This window comes from Rhodoferax ferrireducens (assembly GCF_049302455.1).
GTDB lineage: Bacteria > Pseudomonadota > Gammaproteobacteria > Burkholderiales > Burkholderiaceae_C > Rhodoferax > Rhodoferax ferrireducens_B.
This window is the reverse complement of the sequence record NZ_JBAQMD010000034.1, coordinates 1-15,252: the sequence shown is the minus strand read 5'-3', so window position 1 is coordinate 15,252 and position 15,252 is coordinate 1. Positions and strand designations below refer to the sequence as shown.

General features: G+C 57.3%; 16 protein-coding genes and 2 pseudogenes. All 18 read left to right on the top strand.

What is annotated here, in order from left to right; genetic code table 11:
- Positions 1-122: 122 nt before the first annotated feature.
- On the top strand, positions 123-1,202 hold the full coding sequence (locus tag WA157_RS05990; RefSeq protein WP_422620098.1) for a pilus assembly protein PilM: 1,080 nt from the start codon (positions 123-125) through the stop codon (positions 1,200-1,202).
- Positions 1,199-1,834, top strand: a complete 636-nt coding sequence (locus tag WA157_RS05985) for a PilN domain-containing protein (protein ID WP_422620097.1) — start codon at positions 1,199-1,201, stop codon at positions 1,832-1,834. The genes WA157_RS05990 and WA157_RS05985 overlap by 4 nt, the downstream gene beginning before the upstream one ends.
- A 12-nt stretch (positions 1,835-1,846) precedes the next feature.
- The gene (locus WA157_RS05980) at positions 1,847-2,518 is read left to right on the top strand and encodes a type 4a pilus biogenesis protein PilO (RefSeq protein WP_422620096.1); all 672 of its coding nucleotides are present in this window, start codon (positions 1,847-1,849) and stop codon (positions 2,516-2,518) included.
- Complete coding sequence (locus WA157_RS05975; RefSeq protein ID WP_422620095.1) at positions 2,515-3,057, top strand: pilus assembly protein PilP; 543 nt, start codon at positions 2,515-2,517, stop codon at positions 3,055-3,057. The genes WA157_RS05980 and WA157_RS05975 overlap by 4 nt, the downstream gene beginning before the upstream one ends.
- Positions 3,054-5,186: a type IV pilus secretin PilQ gene (gene pilQ / locus WA157_RS05970; protein ID WP_422620094.1), complete on the top strand. Its 2,133-nt coding sequence runs from the start codon at positions 3,054-3,056 to the stop codon at positions 5,184-5,186. Before WA157_RS05975 ends, pilQ begins: the two co-directional genes overlap by 4 nt.
- A gap of 37 nt (positions 5,187-5,223) precedes the next feature.
- On the top strand, positions 5,224-7,185 hold the full coding sequence (locus tag WA157_RS05965) for a beta strand repeat-containing protein (protein WP_422620093.1): 1,962 nt from the start codon (positions 5,224-5,226) through the stop codon (positions 7,183-7,185).
- 14 nt (positions 7,186-7,199) lie between these two features.
- Positions 7,200-7,322: pseudogene (locus tag WA157_RS05960) on the top strand (shikimate kinase); the annotation flags it as partial.
- Between the two features lie 49 nt (positions 7,323-7,371).
- The gene (locus WA157_RS05955; protein WP_422620092.1) at positions 7,372-7,593 is read left to right on the top strand and encodes a ribbon-helix-helix domain-containing protein; all 222 of its coding nucleotides are present in this window, start codon (positions 7,372-7,374) and stop codon (positions 7,591-7,593) included.
- On the top strand, positions 7,587-7,952 hold the full coding sequence (locus WA157_RS05950; RefSeq protein ID WP_422620120.1) for a type II toxin-antitoxin system VapC family toxin: 366 nt from the start codon (positions 7,587-7,589) through the stop codon (positions 7,950-7,952). Before WA157_RS05955 ends, WA157_RS05950 begins: the two co-directional genes overlap by 7 nt.
- Position 7,953: 1 nt before the next feature.
- Positions 7,954-8,490 (top strand): shikimate kinase, encoded by a 537-nt coding sequence (locus WA157_RS05945; protein WP_422620091.1) that lies wholly within the window; start codon positions 7,954-7,956, stop codon positions 8,488-8,490.
- Positions 8,487-9,593: a 3-dehydroquinate synthase gene (gene aroB / locus WA157_RS05940; protein ID WP_422620090.1), complete on the top strand. Its 1,107-nt coding sequence runs from the start codon at positions 8,487-8,489 to the stop codon at positions 9,591-9,593. Before WA157_RS05945 ends, aroB begins: the two co-directional genes overlap by 4 nt.
- A gap of 67 nt (positions 9,594-9,660) precedes the next feature.
- Positions 9,661-10,833, top strand: a complete 1,173-nt coding sequence (locus tag WA157_RS05935) for a deoxyguanosinetriphosphate triphosphohydrolase (RefSeq protein WP_422620089.1) — start codon at positions 9,661-9,663, stop codon at positions 10,831-10,833.
- A gap of 38 nt (positions 10,834-10,871) precedes the next feature.
- Entirely contained in the window at positions 10,872-11,525 is a 654-nt protein-coding gene (locus WA157_RS05930; RefSeq protein WP_422620088.1) for a hypothetical protein, read from the top strand.
- 9 nt (positions 11,526-11,534) lie between these two features.
- Positions 11,535-12,155 (top strand): DUF1415 domain-containing protein, encoded by a 621-nt coding sequence (locus WA157_RS05925; RefSeq protein ID WP_422620087.1) that lies wholly within the window; start codon positions 11,535-11,537, stop codon positions 12,153-12,155.
- Entirely contained in the window at positions 12,152-13,012 is an 861-nt protein-coding gene (locus WA157_RS05920) for a class I SAM-dependent methyltransferase (RefSeq protein ID WP_422620086.1), read from the top strand. Before WA157_RS05925 ends, WA157_RS05920 begins: the two co-directional genes overlap by 4 nt.
- A gap of 21 nt (positions 13,013-13,033) precedes the next feature.
- Entirely contained in the window at positions 13,034-13,486 is a 453-nt protein-coding gene (locus tag WA157_RS05915) for a glycine zipper 2TM domain-containing protein (protein ID WP_422620085.1), read from the top strand.
- 149 nt (positions 13,487-13,635) lie between these two features.
- Positions 13,636-14,340: an REP-associated tyrosine transposase gene (locus tag WA157_RS05910; RefSeq protein ID WP_422620084.1), complete on the top strand. Its 705-nt coding sequence runs from the start codon at positions 13,636-13,638 to the stop codon at positions 14,338-14,340.
- Positions 14,341-14,511: 171 nt separating this feature from the next.
- Positions 14,512-15,252: pseudogene (locus tag WA157_RS05905) on the top strand (glutamate synthase subunit alpha); the annotation flags it as partial.

Here is a 15,252-nt window from a genome sequence, read left to right as displayed (position 1 = left end):
TGGCAACACTGGTATTCCCTAGAACGGCGAAAAATCTTTGCGAAACAATAGGCTTGCTGCTAGCATTGAAGTGAAGTCTTAAGTTTCGCCGATTTTCGATTGGCCTGTTTCAGGGGATAGTTTTGATCTCATTGGGGTCCTTGTTTAGCCGTCAACCTGCCCCCATGCTGGGTTTGGATATCAGTTCTTCCAGTGTAAAAATGGTCGAGTTGGGTCACGACAAAGCTGGCAACCTGGTGCTTGAACGTTGTGCGATTGTGCCGCTTGAGCGCGGTTGGATAACTGACGGCAACATCGAGAAGTTCGATGAGGTGGCTGATGCCGTTCGCCGTCTGGTAAAAAAAAGCGGGACCAAAACCAAAAATGTTGCCATGGCCTTGCCGCCCTCAGCGGTCATCACCAAAAAAATTACGCTGCCGGGTGGTATGTCCGACCTAGAGTTGGAATTGCAGGTCGAGACCGAGGCCAACCAGTACATCCCGTTCCCACTGGACGAAGTGAGCCTTGATTTTTGTATTGTTGGGCCCAGTGCCACTTCTGCCGGCGATGTGGAAGTTCTCATTGCCGCTTCACGCCGGGAAAAAGTGCAGGATATCCAGGGCCTGGCCGAAGCAGCTGGCTTAAAGCCGGTGATCGTGGACGTGGAATCTTATGCTTCGCGCCTGGCGACCAGTCGGCTGATAGAAAACCTTCCCCATAAAGGCGTTGGCAGCATCGTGGCCCTGTTTGAAGTCGGGGCGCAAACCACCAGCATGCAAGTCATTCGCGATGATGAAGTCCTGTACGACCGGGATCAAGCGTTTGGTGGAGCCCAACTCACCCAATTGATCGTGCGGCAGTATGGTTTTTCATTGGAAGAAGCTGAGAGCAAAAAGCGAAGCGGTGAACTGCCCGATGATTACGAAGCCAGCGTGTTGCGTCCATTTGTTGAAAGCATGGTGCAAGAAATCGGTCGTGCACTGCAATTTTTCTTTACCAGCACGCCGCACAACAAGGTTGATTACGTGATGCTGGCGGGCGGTTCGGCGGCGTTGCCGGGCTTGACGGCGGCGGTCACGCAGCACACCACATTCGCCTGCATGTTGGTCAATCCGTTTGACGGCATGGAAATTGGTGAAGGGGTTCGTTTGAAAAAAATGACGCGAGAAGCCCCGTCTTATCTCACGTCATGCGGACTGGCCCTGCGGAGGTTCATGCAGTGATATTGATCAATCTACTGCCGCATCGCGAAGCTGCGCGCAAACTTCGCAAAGACGTTTTTAATGTTAGTTTGGGGTTGGCCGCCCTTGCGGGCGGCGTACTCGCCGGCATTATTTTTCTTGCCTTCCAGTCCCAGATTTCCGATCAGCAAGGCCGGAATCAGCTGTTGCAGACCGAGATCAAACGTTTTGATGCCCAAATCAAGGACATCGCCGGTCTCGAATCCGAGATTACCGCCTTGCGAGCGCGCCAGCAGGCTGTTGAAGACTTGCAGGCCGACCGAAATTTGCCGGTCCATCTGCTGACCGAACTGGTCAAGCAGCTACCCGATGGGGTCTACATCGTGAGCATGCGCCAGGACAACCAGACGGTAACGCTGCAAGGCGTTGCGCAGTCCAATGAGCGCGTGTCCGAGCTGTTGCGTAATCTCGGCAACAACACACCCTGGTTTTCCAAGCCGGAGTTGGTTGAAATCGTGGCAGGCACTGTCACACTCGCGCCCCGGGAGCAGCGACGCGTTGCCAATTTCACCATCCGCGTTCGTTTGATGCGCGCCAGCGAAGCTGAGAAGTCACGCGTTGCGGCAGGTACTGCAAACCCGGTGCCCGTTGCCGCAACTCCTGTCAAGAAATAGGCACAAGGCATCATGGCAAGCAAACCCGCATTGAATTTCGATTTTCCGGCCCTGCAGGAAAAGCTATTTCGACAATTTCGCAACCTCGATCCCAAAGACCCATCCAACTGGCCCGCGCTTCCGCGCTATCTGATGTTTGTCGTCATTTCCGCCCTGGTCGTGGTGATACTTTGGTTTCTGTGGCTCAACACGTCTGAAGAAGAATTAGCTACCGAGCAGGCCACTGAAGTCAAGCTGCGCGAAGAGTACAAGGTCAAGCTGGGTAAGGCGGTCAACCTCGAGGCGCTGAAAAAGCAACGCGAGCAGGTTCTGCAGTATGTAACTCAGCTCGAGAAGCAACTCCCAAGCAAAGCCGAGATGGACGCTTTGCTGTCCGACATCAATCAGGCCGGCTTGGGGCGCAGCCTCCAGTTCGATCTATTTCGCCCCGGGCAAGTGACTGTCAAAGATTACTATGCCGAGTTACCCATTGCCGTGCGTGTCACCGGTCGCTATCACGACATCGGCGCTTTTGCTTCAGACATTGCCAATCTTTCCCGCATCGTGACACTCAACAATTTAACGATCTTGCCGGGCAAAGAAGGAACTTTGGCGATGGACGCCACGGCCAAGACCTTCCGTTATCTGGATGCCGATGAAGTGGCGGCGCAGCGCAAGGCAACTCCGAAAGGAGCCAAGAAATGATGCCTGTGCATAAACTGATCCTTACGAGCGTGCTGCTGACGCTGGCTGCTTGCGGTCCCACTGGCGAGGATGAATTGCGTCAATGGATGAGCGATCAAAAGAGCCAGACCCACCCCAAAGTCGCCCCCATCTCCGAGCCCAAGCAATTCAAGCCGGAAAGCTACACCCAGGTCACGGCGACTGAACCTTTCAGCAACCAGAAACTGACCCAGGCCCTCAAGCGCGAGTCCACACAATCGGTCAGCAGCGGCGCCTTGATCGCCCCCGAATTGGCGCGCCGCCACGAAGCCCTGGAAGCCTTCCCCCTGGATGCCATGGCCTTGGTGGGCAGCTTGACCAAAGCGGGCCAGCCGGTCGCACTGGTCAGGGTCGACAATTTGCTGTACCAGGTAAAACCGGGCAATCATCTCGGACAAAACTATGGACGCGTAACCAAAATCACCGAGACCGAAGTCACGCTACGTGAAATTGTGCAAGACGCAGTGGGCGAATGGATTGAACGCCCCGCTACTTTGCAGCTGCAAGAGAAATCAAAATGAACAATCAAAACTACTCGATGGCAAAGCGCATGTGGCAACAGGTTTTACTGGCAGCGTGGCTCATGTTGCTGGCACTTGGCGCGCAGGCCCAGAGTGCGATTGAGTCGGTGTCGGGATCGATTCAAGGCGGTGTGGAGGTCGTCAGAATCGACCTGACGCAGCCATTGGCGGCTGTCCCAACCGGTTTTTCGATCCGGTCCCCTGCCAGAATTGCGCTTGATTTTCCGGGCGTTACCAGCGCCATGGGCCGTTCCACCGTCGAGATCAATCAAGGCAATTTGAGGTCGGTCAGTGTGGTGCAGGCGGGGGATCGAACCCGCGTGGTGCTGAATCTGAAACAAGCCACCGCCTACAAGGCCCAGTTGCAGGGTAAATCGTTGTTGGTGGTGCTGGATGCTGTGGCGCTCGCCGCACCGGCAGCGTCTGCCACCCCGGTTTTTGCAGAAAACCGCAGCCGCGACACCCTACCGCTGAAAGACCTGGATTTCCGTCGCGGTGAAGAAGGCTCGGGCCGCGTTGTGGTGTCGCTGCCCAACAGCCAGGTCGGCGTCGACATTCGCCAGCAGGGGGCAACGCTGGTGGTCGAGTTCATGAAATCCACCTTGCCCGAGGGCATGCGGCGGCGTCTGGACGTGACTGATTTTGGTACCCCGGTACAAACCGTGACGACATTCGCAGTCGGTGACCGCGTGCGCATGGTGATTGAGCCCAAAGGGCAATGGGTGCACAGTGCCTACCAAACTGATGACCAGTTTGTGGTGGAAGTCAAGCCGGTGAAAGCGGACACCTCCAAATTGACGCAGGGACCTGGCTACAGTGGGCAAAAGCTGTCCCTGAATTTCCAGAACATTGAAGTGCGCTCGCTGTTGCAGGTGATTGCCGACTTCACCAATTTCAATATCATTACCTCGGACTCGGTCAACGGTTCCGTCACCCTGCGTCTGCAAGACGTTCCCTGGGATCAGGCGCTCGATATCATCCTGCAAGCCAAGGGTCTGGGCATGCGCAAAACCGGCAACGTGCTCTGGATTGCACCCAAAGATGAAATCAACGCCAAGGAAAAGCTGGAGCTTGAGTCGGTCGCCTCGCTGCAAAGTCTGGAGCCCTTGCGTACACAGTCTTTCCAGCTGAATTACACCAAGGCGGCAGAAGTTGCCGCCCAGCTGACCGCCACCGGCGGTGGCACCGGCGCCAACAGCTCGCGCATGTTGAGCTCACGCGGCAGCACCATTTCAGAGGCCCGCACGAACCAGTTGTTTGTGACCGACATCCCCAGCAAACTCGAACAAGTGCAGCAACTGATCGCCAAACTCGACATTCCGGTTCGCCAGGTGCTGATTGAAGCGCGCATTGTGGAGGCGTCGGACACCTTTGGTAAATCGCTCGGTGTCAAGTTGGGTGGCAATGATTTGCGGGCACAAAGAGGCGGCGATGGCGGCTATCAACTCTCTGGCGACAATCGTGTCGCCTTTGGCACCAGCTATGGCAATGCGGTGGCCAGCAGCGGCGCGGGCGGCGTCGTTGACCTGACCAGTAATTTCGTCAATCTGCCTGCCGTCGGTCAGGGTGGCTATAACCCGGCGACTTTTGCACTCTCAATCTTCAGTTCGGCCGCCAACCGTTTTCTCAATCTGGAACTATCGGCACTGGAAGCCGATGGCAAAGGCAAGGTGGTCTCAAGCCCGCGCGTGGTCACCGCGGATCAGATCAAGGCGCTGATTGAACAAGGCACGGAGCTGCCCTATCAGGTAGCCTCTTCCAGTGGCGCCACCGCCATTGCCTTTCGCAAAGCCAATTTGAAACTGGAAGTCACGCCGCAAATCACCCCCGAAGGCAACATCATCCTGGATCTGGATGTGAACAAAGACACCGTTGGCCAGTCCACCGCAGCTGGCTTTGCCATCAATACCAAACACATCAAGACCCAGGTGCTGGTTGAAAACGGCGGCACCGTGGTGATTGGCGGTATTTTCGAATTGACCGAAACTGAAGATGAAACCAAAGTACCCCTGCTCGGTGATTTGCCTGGTATAGGCAATCTTTTCAAGAGTCGTTCCAAAATTGCAAACAAGCAAGAAATGCTGGTCTTCATCACGCCCAAGGTGGTGGCGGACCGGGCAGCACGCTGAGTTTTCTCTATAAACAATGAATTACAGGAAGATGGATATGAAGTTATTGAAATTTTTTGTCGGATTGACAGTTGCGGTGGCACTGACGGCTTGCGGTGGGGGCGGGGGAAATCCGGGAACAACGTCAGGTGGAACTCCAGCACCCACTCCGGCAGCGAGCTCGCCGGCAGCAGCAAATTTGAGTGTTTCATCTATCAGCATCAACTCCAGTCCAGCAGTACTGAATGCGGATGGAACATCCACTGTGACTTTGACGCTTTATGCATTGACAAGCGGCAATGCGTCTGTAGCTGGAGCAACGATTGACCTGGCAGCTACGAATGGTGTGATCTTAAGCACGCCATCGGTTGTAACCACTGCAACTGGTGCAAATGGCGCGACCGGTGCCACGGTGACCATGACTGCAGCATCATCTGATCAGACAAATCGATTAACCACTGTCACTGCATCCTGTTCTGGTTGCGCAGCAGTGCCAGCGACCGCTCAAGTCAAAGTCGTGGGGGCCAGCGTTATGTTGACCAATTCAGGTGGCACATCACTGATTGTTGGCGGCACGACTTCTACGCTGACGGCCACGATCAAGAATTTTTCCGGGACCGTTATGTCTGGAGTGGATGTGTCATTTGCCGCTACTGATCCATTGATACTTGGTTTAAGTGCTGCATCGGTCAAAACAAACAGTTCTGGCCAAGCGAAAGTTACCGTGTCTGCTTTGGCAGCAGGAAATACCACAGTCAACGTATCGGCACTGGGTGATGCCAAATCTCAACCGTTTGTTGCTGGCGCGCCAGCTGCTGTCTTAGCGGTAACTTCCCCGGCTAACAACTCGGTGTTGATCACAAACACTCCCGCAGTCATTGCTGTATCAGCTCCGGCGGGTGCCACTTCAGTGACCTTTGCGACGACGGTAGGTACTTTTTCAAATGGACTTACGAGTCAAAGTGTGAGTGTGGTTGGGGGTACGGCGTCAGCGACTCTGAAGTCAGCGCAGGCCGGTACAGCAACGGTCACAGTTATTGATAGTCTATCGAATACTACGAATGTCACGCTCGTGGTGTCTCCACCAGTGTCAGCAGCCAACAAGATACTTCTCAATGCGAGTCAAACGACGGTGCCATTGTCACCGGTTGGAGGGAACCAAAATTCCCTAACACTTACTGCACGGGCTATTTCCTCTAATGGAGTAACAGATCAAGCAGTGGCAAATGTGCCGATTCAGTTTTCGATGATAGGTGGGCCGGGGGCTGGCGAATTTTTATCCCCAGCGCTGGCTTATACAAATAGCGCTGGTGTTGCGGTTGCAACGTTCACGGCCGGAACTGCCGCATCCATTTCTAACGGCATAGCTGTCAGCGCAGCGATTCCAGGTGCCGCGGTCCAAACTGGTACTGCGCCCTCTGGTACCGATGTACTCTTGACAATTGGTGGTCAGGCTTTATCGGTAGCTTTTGGACCGGCTTCTGTATTGAGTGAAAGCTCAGACAAAACGTTATATGTGCAGGCATATTCGGTGCAGGTAACAGATGCCAATAACAATCCTGTGTCTGGTCAGGTTGTGACTTTGCGTATGCGGCCTGTTGCATTCAGTACGGGTACACCCTGCGCAATTGTCGCCACCTATTGCTCGGAAGATGTGAACGGGAATGGGTCCTTGGATGCGGGTGAGGACGGGACGCGTACTCTGCTCGCTACAGCTACTGATGCTGGATCTTGTCCAACCACCGCGCCTCTCGTAACTGGGAACGTGGACACTGGTTTAACGCCGCCCAACTCAGATGGCGGAGGAATTCCTGCGACTGTGACAACAGATGTAAACGGCACTGCAGCGTTTAATTTGACTTACCTGAAAGGTTCGGCCTTATGGGTCGTCGATAGACTGACCGCTACCGTTAGCTCCAATGGCACAGAGGCCACCAAATCAACGATATTCCGCTTAGCTGCGACCGTGCCAGATACAACTCCAATTTGTTCGCTCCCGGCATCGCCTTACAGTTTTTAAGCTTTAGCTTTTGTGTGATCGCCCTCATCGGCCTCCCCGGCTCCGGCAAGTCCACCGTCGGGCGTCAGCTCGCCCGGCGGCTGCAACTCCCCTTCTTTGACTCCGACCATGTGATTGAGCAGCCATTGGGCTGCTCTTTTTTTGTGCTCTGCTATGATATCAAAGAGTGATATCTAAAGGGGTCATATGAAACGCACGTTGGTTGGTTTATCGGATCAGGATTTTCAGGCGCTTGATGCACTGTCGGATATCAAGCGGGTGTCGCGTGCTGAGCTCATTCGTCAGGCGGTGTCTCAATACCTTGAGAAATTCAAATCTGAACCACCATCAGATGCCGCGTTTGGCCTGTGGGCCACCAAGAAAGAGAATGGCCTGGCCTACCAGCAGCGCTTGCGGGGCGAATGGTGAAGGCCCTTTTTGACACCAACATCCTGATTGACTATCTCAACGGAATGACCCAGGCCCGGGCAGAGTTGGCTCTTTACGCGGACAAAGCCATTTCCATCGTGACCTGGATGGAAGTTCAGGTTGGCGCGACGCCGATCGATCAGCTTGCTGTAGATCATTTTTTGCTTGGATTCACGGTATTGCCAGTGGATACACCGGTATCCGTCAAGGCTGTTGCGCTGCGCAAATCCATAAAAATTAAATTACCTGATGCCATCATTTGGGCCACCGCGCTGGTCAACCAGCGCTTGCTGATTACACGCAACAGCAAAGATTTTTCACCCTCGGCCCAAGGTGTGCGTGTGCCTTACATCATTTAACATGATCGCCCTCATCGGCCTGCCCGGCTCCGGCAAATCCACCGTCGGGCGTCAACTCGCCCGGCGGCTGCAGGTCCCCTTCTTTGACTCCGACCATGTGATTGAGCAGCAACTGGGCTGCTCAATCCGTGAGTATTTCGAGCGCGAGGGCGAAGACCGGTTCCGCGATCTCGAAGAATCGGTCATCGACGAACTCACGCAAAAACAAACGGGGGTTGTATCAACCGGTGGTGGCGTGATTTTGCGGCCCGCCAACCGCAAGCACCTGCGCGAACGTTGCCGGGTGGTGTACCTCAATTCCTCGCCTGACGAGCTGTTCCGGCGCCTGCGCCATGATGTGAACCGGCCTTTGTTGCAGGTCGCCGACCCCCTGACGCGTCTGCGTGACCTGCACACGCTGCGCGACCCGCTCTACCGGGAAACCGCGCACTTCATCATCGAGACCGGTCGCCCATCGGTCGCCACCCTGGTTAACATGATCGTGATGCAGCTGGAGTTGGCGGGTGTGCCTCTCAAGCCCCTAAACTCACCCCCATGAACGCCACCGACCTCCAAACCGTTGCCATTGACCTGCAAAGCCGCAGCTACCACATCGCCATTCGCGGCTCGCTGTTTGACAACCCCCTGAGCTACACCGAATTGCCCGCCGCCAGCAGCGCGCTGATCGTGACCAACACCACGGTCGGGCCGCTCTATGCCGAGCGCCTGCAGAGCGCTTTGCTGGGTAAGTTCAAACACATCCACACCGTCGTGCTACCCGACGGCGAGGCGTTCAAGACCTGGCAGACACTGAACCTGATTTTTGATGCCTTGCTGTCGCACGGTTGCGACCGCAAAACCATTCTGTTTGCGCTGGGTGGCGGCGTGGTCGGCGACATGACAGGTTTTGCGGCTGCCAGCTACATGCGCGGTGTTCCGTTTGTGCAGGTGCCCACGACACTGCTGGCGCAGGTTGATTCGTCGGTGGGTGGCAAGACCGGCATCAACCATCCGCTGGGCAAGAACATGATTGGCGCCTTTTACCAGCCGCTCAAAGTGGTGTGTGACCTGGACACGCTCAAGACGCTTCCCGCGCGCGAGCTCAGTGCCGGGCTGGCCGAAGTCATCAAATACGGCCCGATTGCCGACCTGGAATTTCTGGTCTGGATTGAGGCCCATATCGACGCCCTCATGGCCCGCGAGCCGCAGGCATTGGCGCACGCCGTCAAACGCAGTTGCGAAATCAAGGCCTGGGTGGTGGCGCAAGACGAACGCGAGGCGGGCCTGCGTGCCATCCTCAACTTTGGTCACACCTTTGGTCACGCGATTGAGGCCGGGCTAGGCTACGGCGAGTGGTTGCATGGCGAGGCTGTGGGCTGCGGCATGGTGATGGCGGCCCATCTGTCGCTCAAACTGGGGCTGATTGATGCAGCGCTGGTGCAACGTCTGACCACGCTGATTCAAAAAGCCGGCTTGCCCATCAAGGGGCCGCAATTGTCAGCCTCCGACAATGCCGGGCGCTACCTGGAACTGATGCGACTGGACAAGAAGGCCGAAGGCGGCGAGATCAAATTTGTCGTGATCGATGGCCCAGGCAACGCCAGCGTGCGCAGCGCACCGGATGCACTGGTGCGTGAAGTCATCCATGATTGCTGCGCCTGACTACTATAAAAATAGTAGCTACTAAGGCATATGCGACGGGGGTTAGGGCCCGATTTATTATAAATTTATGACACTCGCCTGCTACGCCTGCGATCCCGCCCAATCGCGCGGTCGCCATTACCCCCAAGCCCCGGCCCTGACGCGCACCGAGTACCAGCGCGACCGCGACCGCATCGTGCACAGCACCGCTTTCAGGCGGCTGGTGTACAAGACGCAGGTGTTCGTCAACCACGAAGGCGACCTGTTTCGCACCCGCCTGACGCACTCGCTGGAGGTGGCGCAACTGGGGCGCTCGGTGGCTCGCTCTTTGCGGTTGAATGAAGACCTGGTCGAAGCCATTGCGCTGGCGCACGACCTCGGACACACGCCGTTTGGCCACGCCGGGCAGGATGCGCTCAACGACTGTATGACCGCCCTTGGCGGCTTTGAGCACAACCTGCAAAGCCTGCGCGTGGTCGATCACCTGGAGGAGCGCTACCCCCAGTTTGACGGCCTGAACCTAACGTTCGAGACGCGCGAAGGCATTCTCAAACACTGTTCACGCAGCAACGCGCAAGTGCTTGAAATGAAGGAGCCCGGTGGCGTCGGCCTGCGTTTCCTGGATGGCACGCAACCCAGCCTGGAGGCGCAGTTGTGCAACCTGGCCGACGAGATTGCCTACAACGCGCACGACATCGACGACGGTGTGCGCTCTGGCCTGATCACGCTGGAGCAGCTTGAAGCGGTGGCCCTGTTTGACGATTTCAGGCGCGAAGCTCTGGCCGAGTACCCGCAGTTGCAGGATGCAGCCCAAGGTCGGCGCCTGCTCTACGAAGCGACCCGGCGCATGCTCACCGCGCAGGTGCACGACGTCATTGCCGCGACCACCGCAGCGCTGGAGACAGCCGCACCAACCAGCGTGGCGGCGGTGCGGCAACAGGCGCCTTTGGTTCAGTTTGGCCCGGACATGCGGCTCAAATCACAAGCGCTCAAAACATTTTTGCTGCACCAGTTGTACCGTCATCCCCAGGTCATGCAGACCATGAACCAGGCCCAGCAAATCGTGCATGAGCTGTTCAAGGCCTATCTGGAACAGCCGCAGGAAATGGGTGAAGGCTTTCTAGCGCGGGCTGAGGCCGCCAGAGGCGCACCGGACCCCCTGAGTGCCAGCGCGCGCGTGGTGGCCGACTACATCGCCGGCATGACCGACCGTTTTGCCGCACGCGAGCACGAGCGTCTCACGGGCGTGAAGCTGCTGTGATAATTGGTGCCAACCATCAAGAGCATCCGGGAGCCCGTGTGAGTTTTCTCAATCAGCTTAAGTCGCAGGCCCGCGCTTTGCAGTCGGTCCAAAGCGTGGACCTCCTCCAGCGTGAGGCCAATACCCGGCTGACCGAAGCGGCGGCAACAACCGTCTGGTTATATGTCGCCGAACTGGCCAAACAGCTCAATGTGATTGCCCCCAGCGGCCCGTCACTGAGTCTGAGCAGCAAAACGCCCTGGCCGGCCATGAAGCTGGTTGATTTTCAGGTGGACGCGCGCAAGAAAACGCTGCGCGACCAGGAGGTGTTTGACTACATTGCCCTGGGCTGGCGTCTGGTGCCGATTGACGGTGCGCCGGTGGCGGGCAGCGTCAGTGCCAATTTTCCACCGGACTTGCAGCGCATTGAATCACGCCTGGCGGCGGGTAGCGTACCGCATGACCGTGTCCACGTCCGCCACCCGGAGAAAAACACCTTGCAGGCGGTTCGCTTTGACTACAGCACCGAGGCGCGCGCAGGCATCACCATCACCCCTGATCACGAAGCTGCCAACTTGTTGTTTCGCCTGGCCAACCTGCAGGCTTTCGAAGTGCTGACCGCCACCTACCCGGCTGCGCAGATTCAAAGCCCGCTGCTGGACGAACTGGCCAAGATGATTGTGGGTCAGGCCAGCCGCTTTGTTTTTAATTGAGAAATTGACATGCCTGTCCCGTCACAAGTAGCCATCGATGACACCCGCGCCTGGCTTGAGCGCGCCGTGATCGGCTTGAACCTGTGCCCGTTTGCCAAGGGCGTGCACGTCAAGGGGCAGGTGCACTACGCCGTGAGTCACGCCACCACCTCCCCAGCCCTTTTGCAAGATCTTGAATTTGAGCTGAAACAGCTGCTAGCCCTTGATGCGTCTGAGCGGGACACTACACTTTTGATACTGTCTGAGGGCCTGGCGGATTTTCTGGACTTCAATGATTTCCTGGCCGAAGCCGATCAGGCTTTGGTCGATCTGGCGCTTGACGGAATTTTGCAGATCGCCCCTTTGCACCCGCTGTTCCAGTTCGCGGGAACGTCAGAAGATGAGATCACCAATTACACCAACCGTTCGCCCTACCCCACCTTGCACTTGCTGCGCGAAGACAGCATCGACCGCGCCGTGGCGGCTTTTCCGGATGCCGAAAGCATTTATGAGGTGAACATGCAAACCATGAAGCGGCTCGGGGTCGAAGGCTGGGCCGCGTTGGGGGTTGGTCGCTCAGGCGGCGGCCCGGCGGCTTCGCCAGAGATTGAGCCGCCGGCGACGGCGCCGCACGGTAGCAAAGACGCATGAAGAAGCAAAACAAAACGCCAGCCCCGCAAGCGCTGGCCGACGAAATCCGGCCGGGACAGTCACTGGCGCTGCTCAAAGAGCTGCACATTCTGACCCGAGAGGGCAAGCTCAACCAGGACTCGCGACGCAAGCTCAAGCAGGTCTACCACTTGTTTGGCTTTATCGAGAAACTGCTGCTTGAGCTGGCTGATCAACCGGGCGGCATCCTGCTCGCCGACCATGGCGCGGGCAAGTCGTATCTGGGCTTCATCCTGTACGACCTGTTTTTCAAGGCACGCACGACCGGCCATATTTACGGCATTGAAACCCGCCCTGAGCTGGTGCAAAAGTCGCGTGAGCTCGCCGACCGACTGGGCTTTGATCGCATGTCATTTTTGAATTTGAGCGTGGCCGAGTCGGCGCAGTCTGACCAATTGCCCGAGCGCATTGACATGGTGACCGCCTTGCATGCCTGCGACACCGCCACTGACGATGCCATTGCCTTTGGGCTGCAAAAGCACGCTCGCTTCATGGTGCTGGTGCCTTGCTGCCAGGCAGAAATTGCGCGCTGCCTGAACCAGCACAAAGCACTGTCGCTGGCACGCACGCCGCTGGCCGAGCTGTGGCGTCACCCGCTGCACACGCGCGAGTTGGGCAGCCAGATCACCAACGTGCTGCGCTGCCTGTACCTGGAGGCATCGGGCTATCAGGTCACGGTGACCGAGTTGGTGGGCTGGGAGCACAGCATGAAGAACGAGCTCATACTGGCGCGCTACACGGGTCAGAAAAAGCGCGCGGCGGCGGAGCGCTTGCAGGCAATTCTGCAAGAATTTGGTCTGGCGCAGTTGAACGAAACGCGCTTTCGGCTGTCAAATTGACTTTAACGCAAGGGGTAAGGAATGAAAGTTTTGTTGACCATGAGTCTGCTTGTTCTGCTGGGGGGCTGTGCCACCAGCAGCCCGGATGTCATCCAGCGCGGTGATGCCCAGCGCATGTCCGAGGTGATAGATGCCACTGTATTGAGCGTTCGCCCGGTCACGGTCGATGGCAGTCAGTCTGGCGCGGGCGCAGCGGCGGGCGGCGTGGTCGGCGGCATTGCCGGCTCCAGCGTGGGCGGGCGGCGTGAAAATGCCGTTGTGGGCGTCTTGGGAGCCGTGGTCGGGGCGGTTGCGGGCAATGCGATCGAGCGCATGGGCACGCAGGAAGAAGCGGTCGAAATCCTGGTGCAACTCAGGAATGGCAGCCGGCGCGCCATCGTGCAAGCCAAGGGCAACCAGACCTTGCTTCCCGGCGATGCGGTCGTTCTGGTCACCACCGGTGGCAAGGTGCGAGTCACCCGGGCACTGAGATGACAACAAGCGGATTGGCCGGGCCTTGCGCAAGTCTACAAGCCTTTTTGCCATCCAGCCCCCGTCGAATATGCGTAGTTAGCTATGTATTTTGCAGCATTGCGCCAATGCGGTCCCGGCTGACTTGACTTAACGCTTCCATCTGGAGAACCATGGCCCGCCTGCCCCGCCTTACCCTGCCCGGCTATCCGCATCACATCATCCAGCGTGGCAACAACCGGCAGGCGATTTTTGCGACAAAGGCGGACTATCAGACCATGCTCGACCTGCTGGCGGAAAACGCCAGGAAGTACGACGTTGCCGTTCATGCCTATGTCTTGATGAGCAACCACTTCCATCTGCTGGCCACACCACACACCGCGGACGGCCTGCCGCAGATGATGCAGGCGGTGGGTCGGCGTTATGTGCGCTATTTCAACGACAGCCAAAAGCGCAGCGGCACCCTGTGGGAAGGTCGCTACAAATCCACCCTGATCCAGACCGAACGCTATTTGCTGGCCTGCATGGTCTACATCGACCTCAATCCGGTGCGCGCCGGGCTGGTGAGGCACGCGGCTGACTATCCGTGGTCAAGCTACGGCCACTACACCGGTCTGCGCAGTGACAAGCTGATCACCCCGCACCCGCTGGTGTGGGAGCTGGGCAACACGCCGTTTGCGCGCGAAGCCGCCTATGCGGAGTTGGTGCAAGGCGACCTCAACCCGGCGCAACACGCGGCGTTGACCGACAGCGTTTTGCGCGGCTGGGCGTTGGGCGAACCCGATTTTGTCGCTGAGTTACAAAAAAGAACGCAGCGCCGGCTTGCCAAGATCAGCGCGGGGCGACCGGTTTCCATTCAGAAAAATATACAAAATTAGACGATAGCCCCCGTGGATACTGCATAAGTCGCTATTATTTTGATGTGTCCCCAATTATTTGTCATGTGATAAATTCAATAAATAATTGGAATCTGACCCCAATTATTGTGCTTGGAACTTTTGTTGCGCTGCGGTATTCTTCAGCATTCTCACAATTTTTAGGAGCGCGCCATGACAAGGGCTGCCGAGATCAAACATCTCCAGGAACACGGTTTGTATTCATCCACCCAGGAGCACGATGCGTGCGGCGTGGGTTTTGTGGCGCACATCAAAGGCGTCAAGTCGCATGACATCGTTCAAAACGCCTTGAAGATTCTGGAGAACCTGGACCATCGGGGTGCCGTCGGCGCCGACAAGCTGATGGGCGACGGTGCGGGCATCTTGATTCAGTTGCCCGACGCGCTGTACCGCGAAGAAATGGCCGCGCAGGGCGTCACGCTGCCCCCGTTTGGCGAATATGGCGTGGGCATGATCTTTTTGCCCAAGGAGCACGCCAGCCGGCTCGCCTGCGAGGAAGAGTTGGAGCGCGCCATCAAGGCCGAGGGCCAAGTGTTGCTGGGCTGGCGCGATGTGCCGGTGAACCGCGAGATGCCGATGTCGCCCACCGTGCGCCTGAAAGAGCCGGTTCTCAAACAACTGTTTATTGGCCGCGGCAACGATGTGATCGTGCAGGACGCGCTGGAGCGCAAGCTGTATGTGATCCGCAAGACCGCCAGCGCCGCCATCCAGAACCTGCAACTCAAGCACAGCAAAGAGTATTACGTGCCCAGCATGTCGAGCCGCACCGTGATTTACAAAGGCTTGTTGCTGGCCGATCAGGTGAGCACCTACTATCTGGATCTGCAGGATGAGCGCTGCGTCTCGGCGCTGGGCCTGGTGCACCAGCGCCTTTCCACCAACACTTTCCCCGAG

What these genes read in the sequence shown, in the direction of transcription:
- pilQ (WP_422620094.1), top strand. Translation starts at nt 3,054, where the DNA reads ATGAACAATCAAAACTACTCGATGGCAAAGCGCATGTGGCAACAGGTT.
- WA157_RS05935 (WP_422620089.1), top strand. Translation starts at nt 9,661, where the DNA reads ATGACACTCGCCTGCTACGCCTGCGATCCCGCCCAATCGCGCGGTCGC.
- aroB (WP_422620090.1), top strand. Translation starts at nt 8,487, where the DNA reads ATGAACGCCACCGACCTCCAAACCGTTGCCATTGACCTGCAAAGCCGC.
- WA157_RS05915 (WP_422620085.1), top strand. Translation starts at nt 13,034, where the DNA reads ATGAAAGTTTTGTTGACCATGAGTCTGCTTGTTCTGCTGGGGGGCTGT.
- WA157_RS05965 (WP_422620093.1), top strand. Translation starts at nt 5,224, where the DNA reads ATGAAGTTATTGAAATTTTTTGTCGGATTGACAGTTGCGGTGGCACTG.
- WA157_RS05920 (WP_422620086.1), top strand. Translation starts at nt 12,152, where the DNA reads ATGAAGAAGCAAAACAAAACGCCAGCCCCGCAAGCGCTGGCCGACGAA.
- WA157_RS05980 (WP_422620096.1), top strand. Translation starts at nt 1,847, where the DNA reads ATGGCAAGCAAACCCGCATTGAATTTCGATTTTCCGGCCCTGCAGGAA.
- WA157_RS05950 (WP_422620120.1), top strand. Translation starts at nt 7,587, where the DNA reads ATGGTGAAGGCCCTTTTTGACACCAACATCCTGATTGACTATCTCAAC.
- WA157_RS05945 (WP_422620091.1), top strand. Translation starts at nt 7,954, where the DNA reads ATGATCGCCCTCATCGGCCTGCCCGGCTCCGGCAAATCCACCGTCGGG.
- WA157_RS05910 (WP_422620084.1), top strand. Translation starts at nt 13,636, where the DNA reads ATGGCCCGCCTGCCCCGCCTTACCCTGCCCGGCTATCCGCATCACATC.
- WA157_RS05975 (WP_422620095.1), top strand. Translation starts at nt 2,515, where the DNA reads ATGATGCCTGTGCATAAACTGATCCTTACGAGCGTGCTGCTGACGCTG.
- WA157_RS05925 (WP_422620087.1), top strand. Translation starts at nt 11,535, where the DNA reads ATGCCTGTCCCGTCACAAGTAGCCATCGATGACACCCGCGCCTGGCTT.
- WA157_RS05955 (WP_422620092.1), top strand. Translation starts at nt 7,372, where the DNA reads ATGAAACGCACGTTGGTTGGTTTATCGGATCAGGATTTTCAGGCGCTT.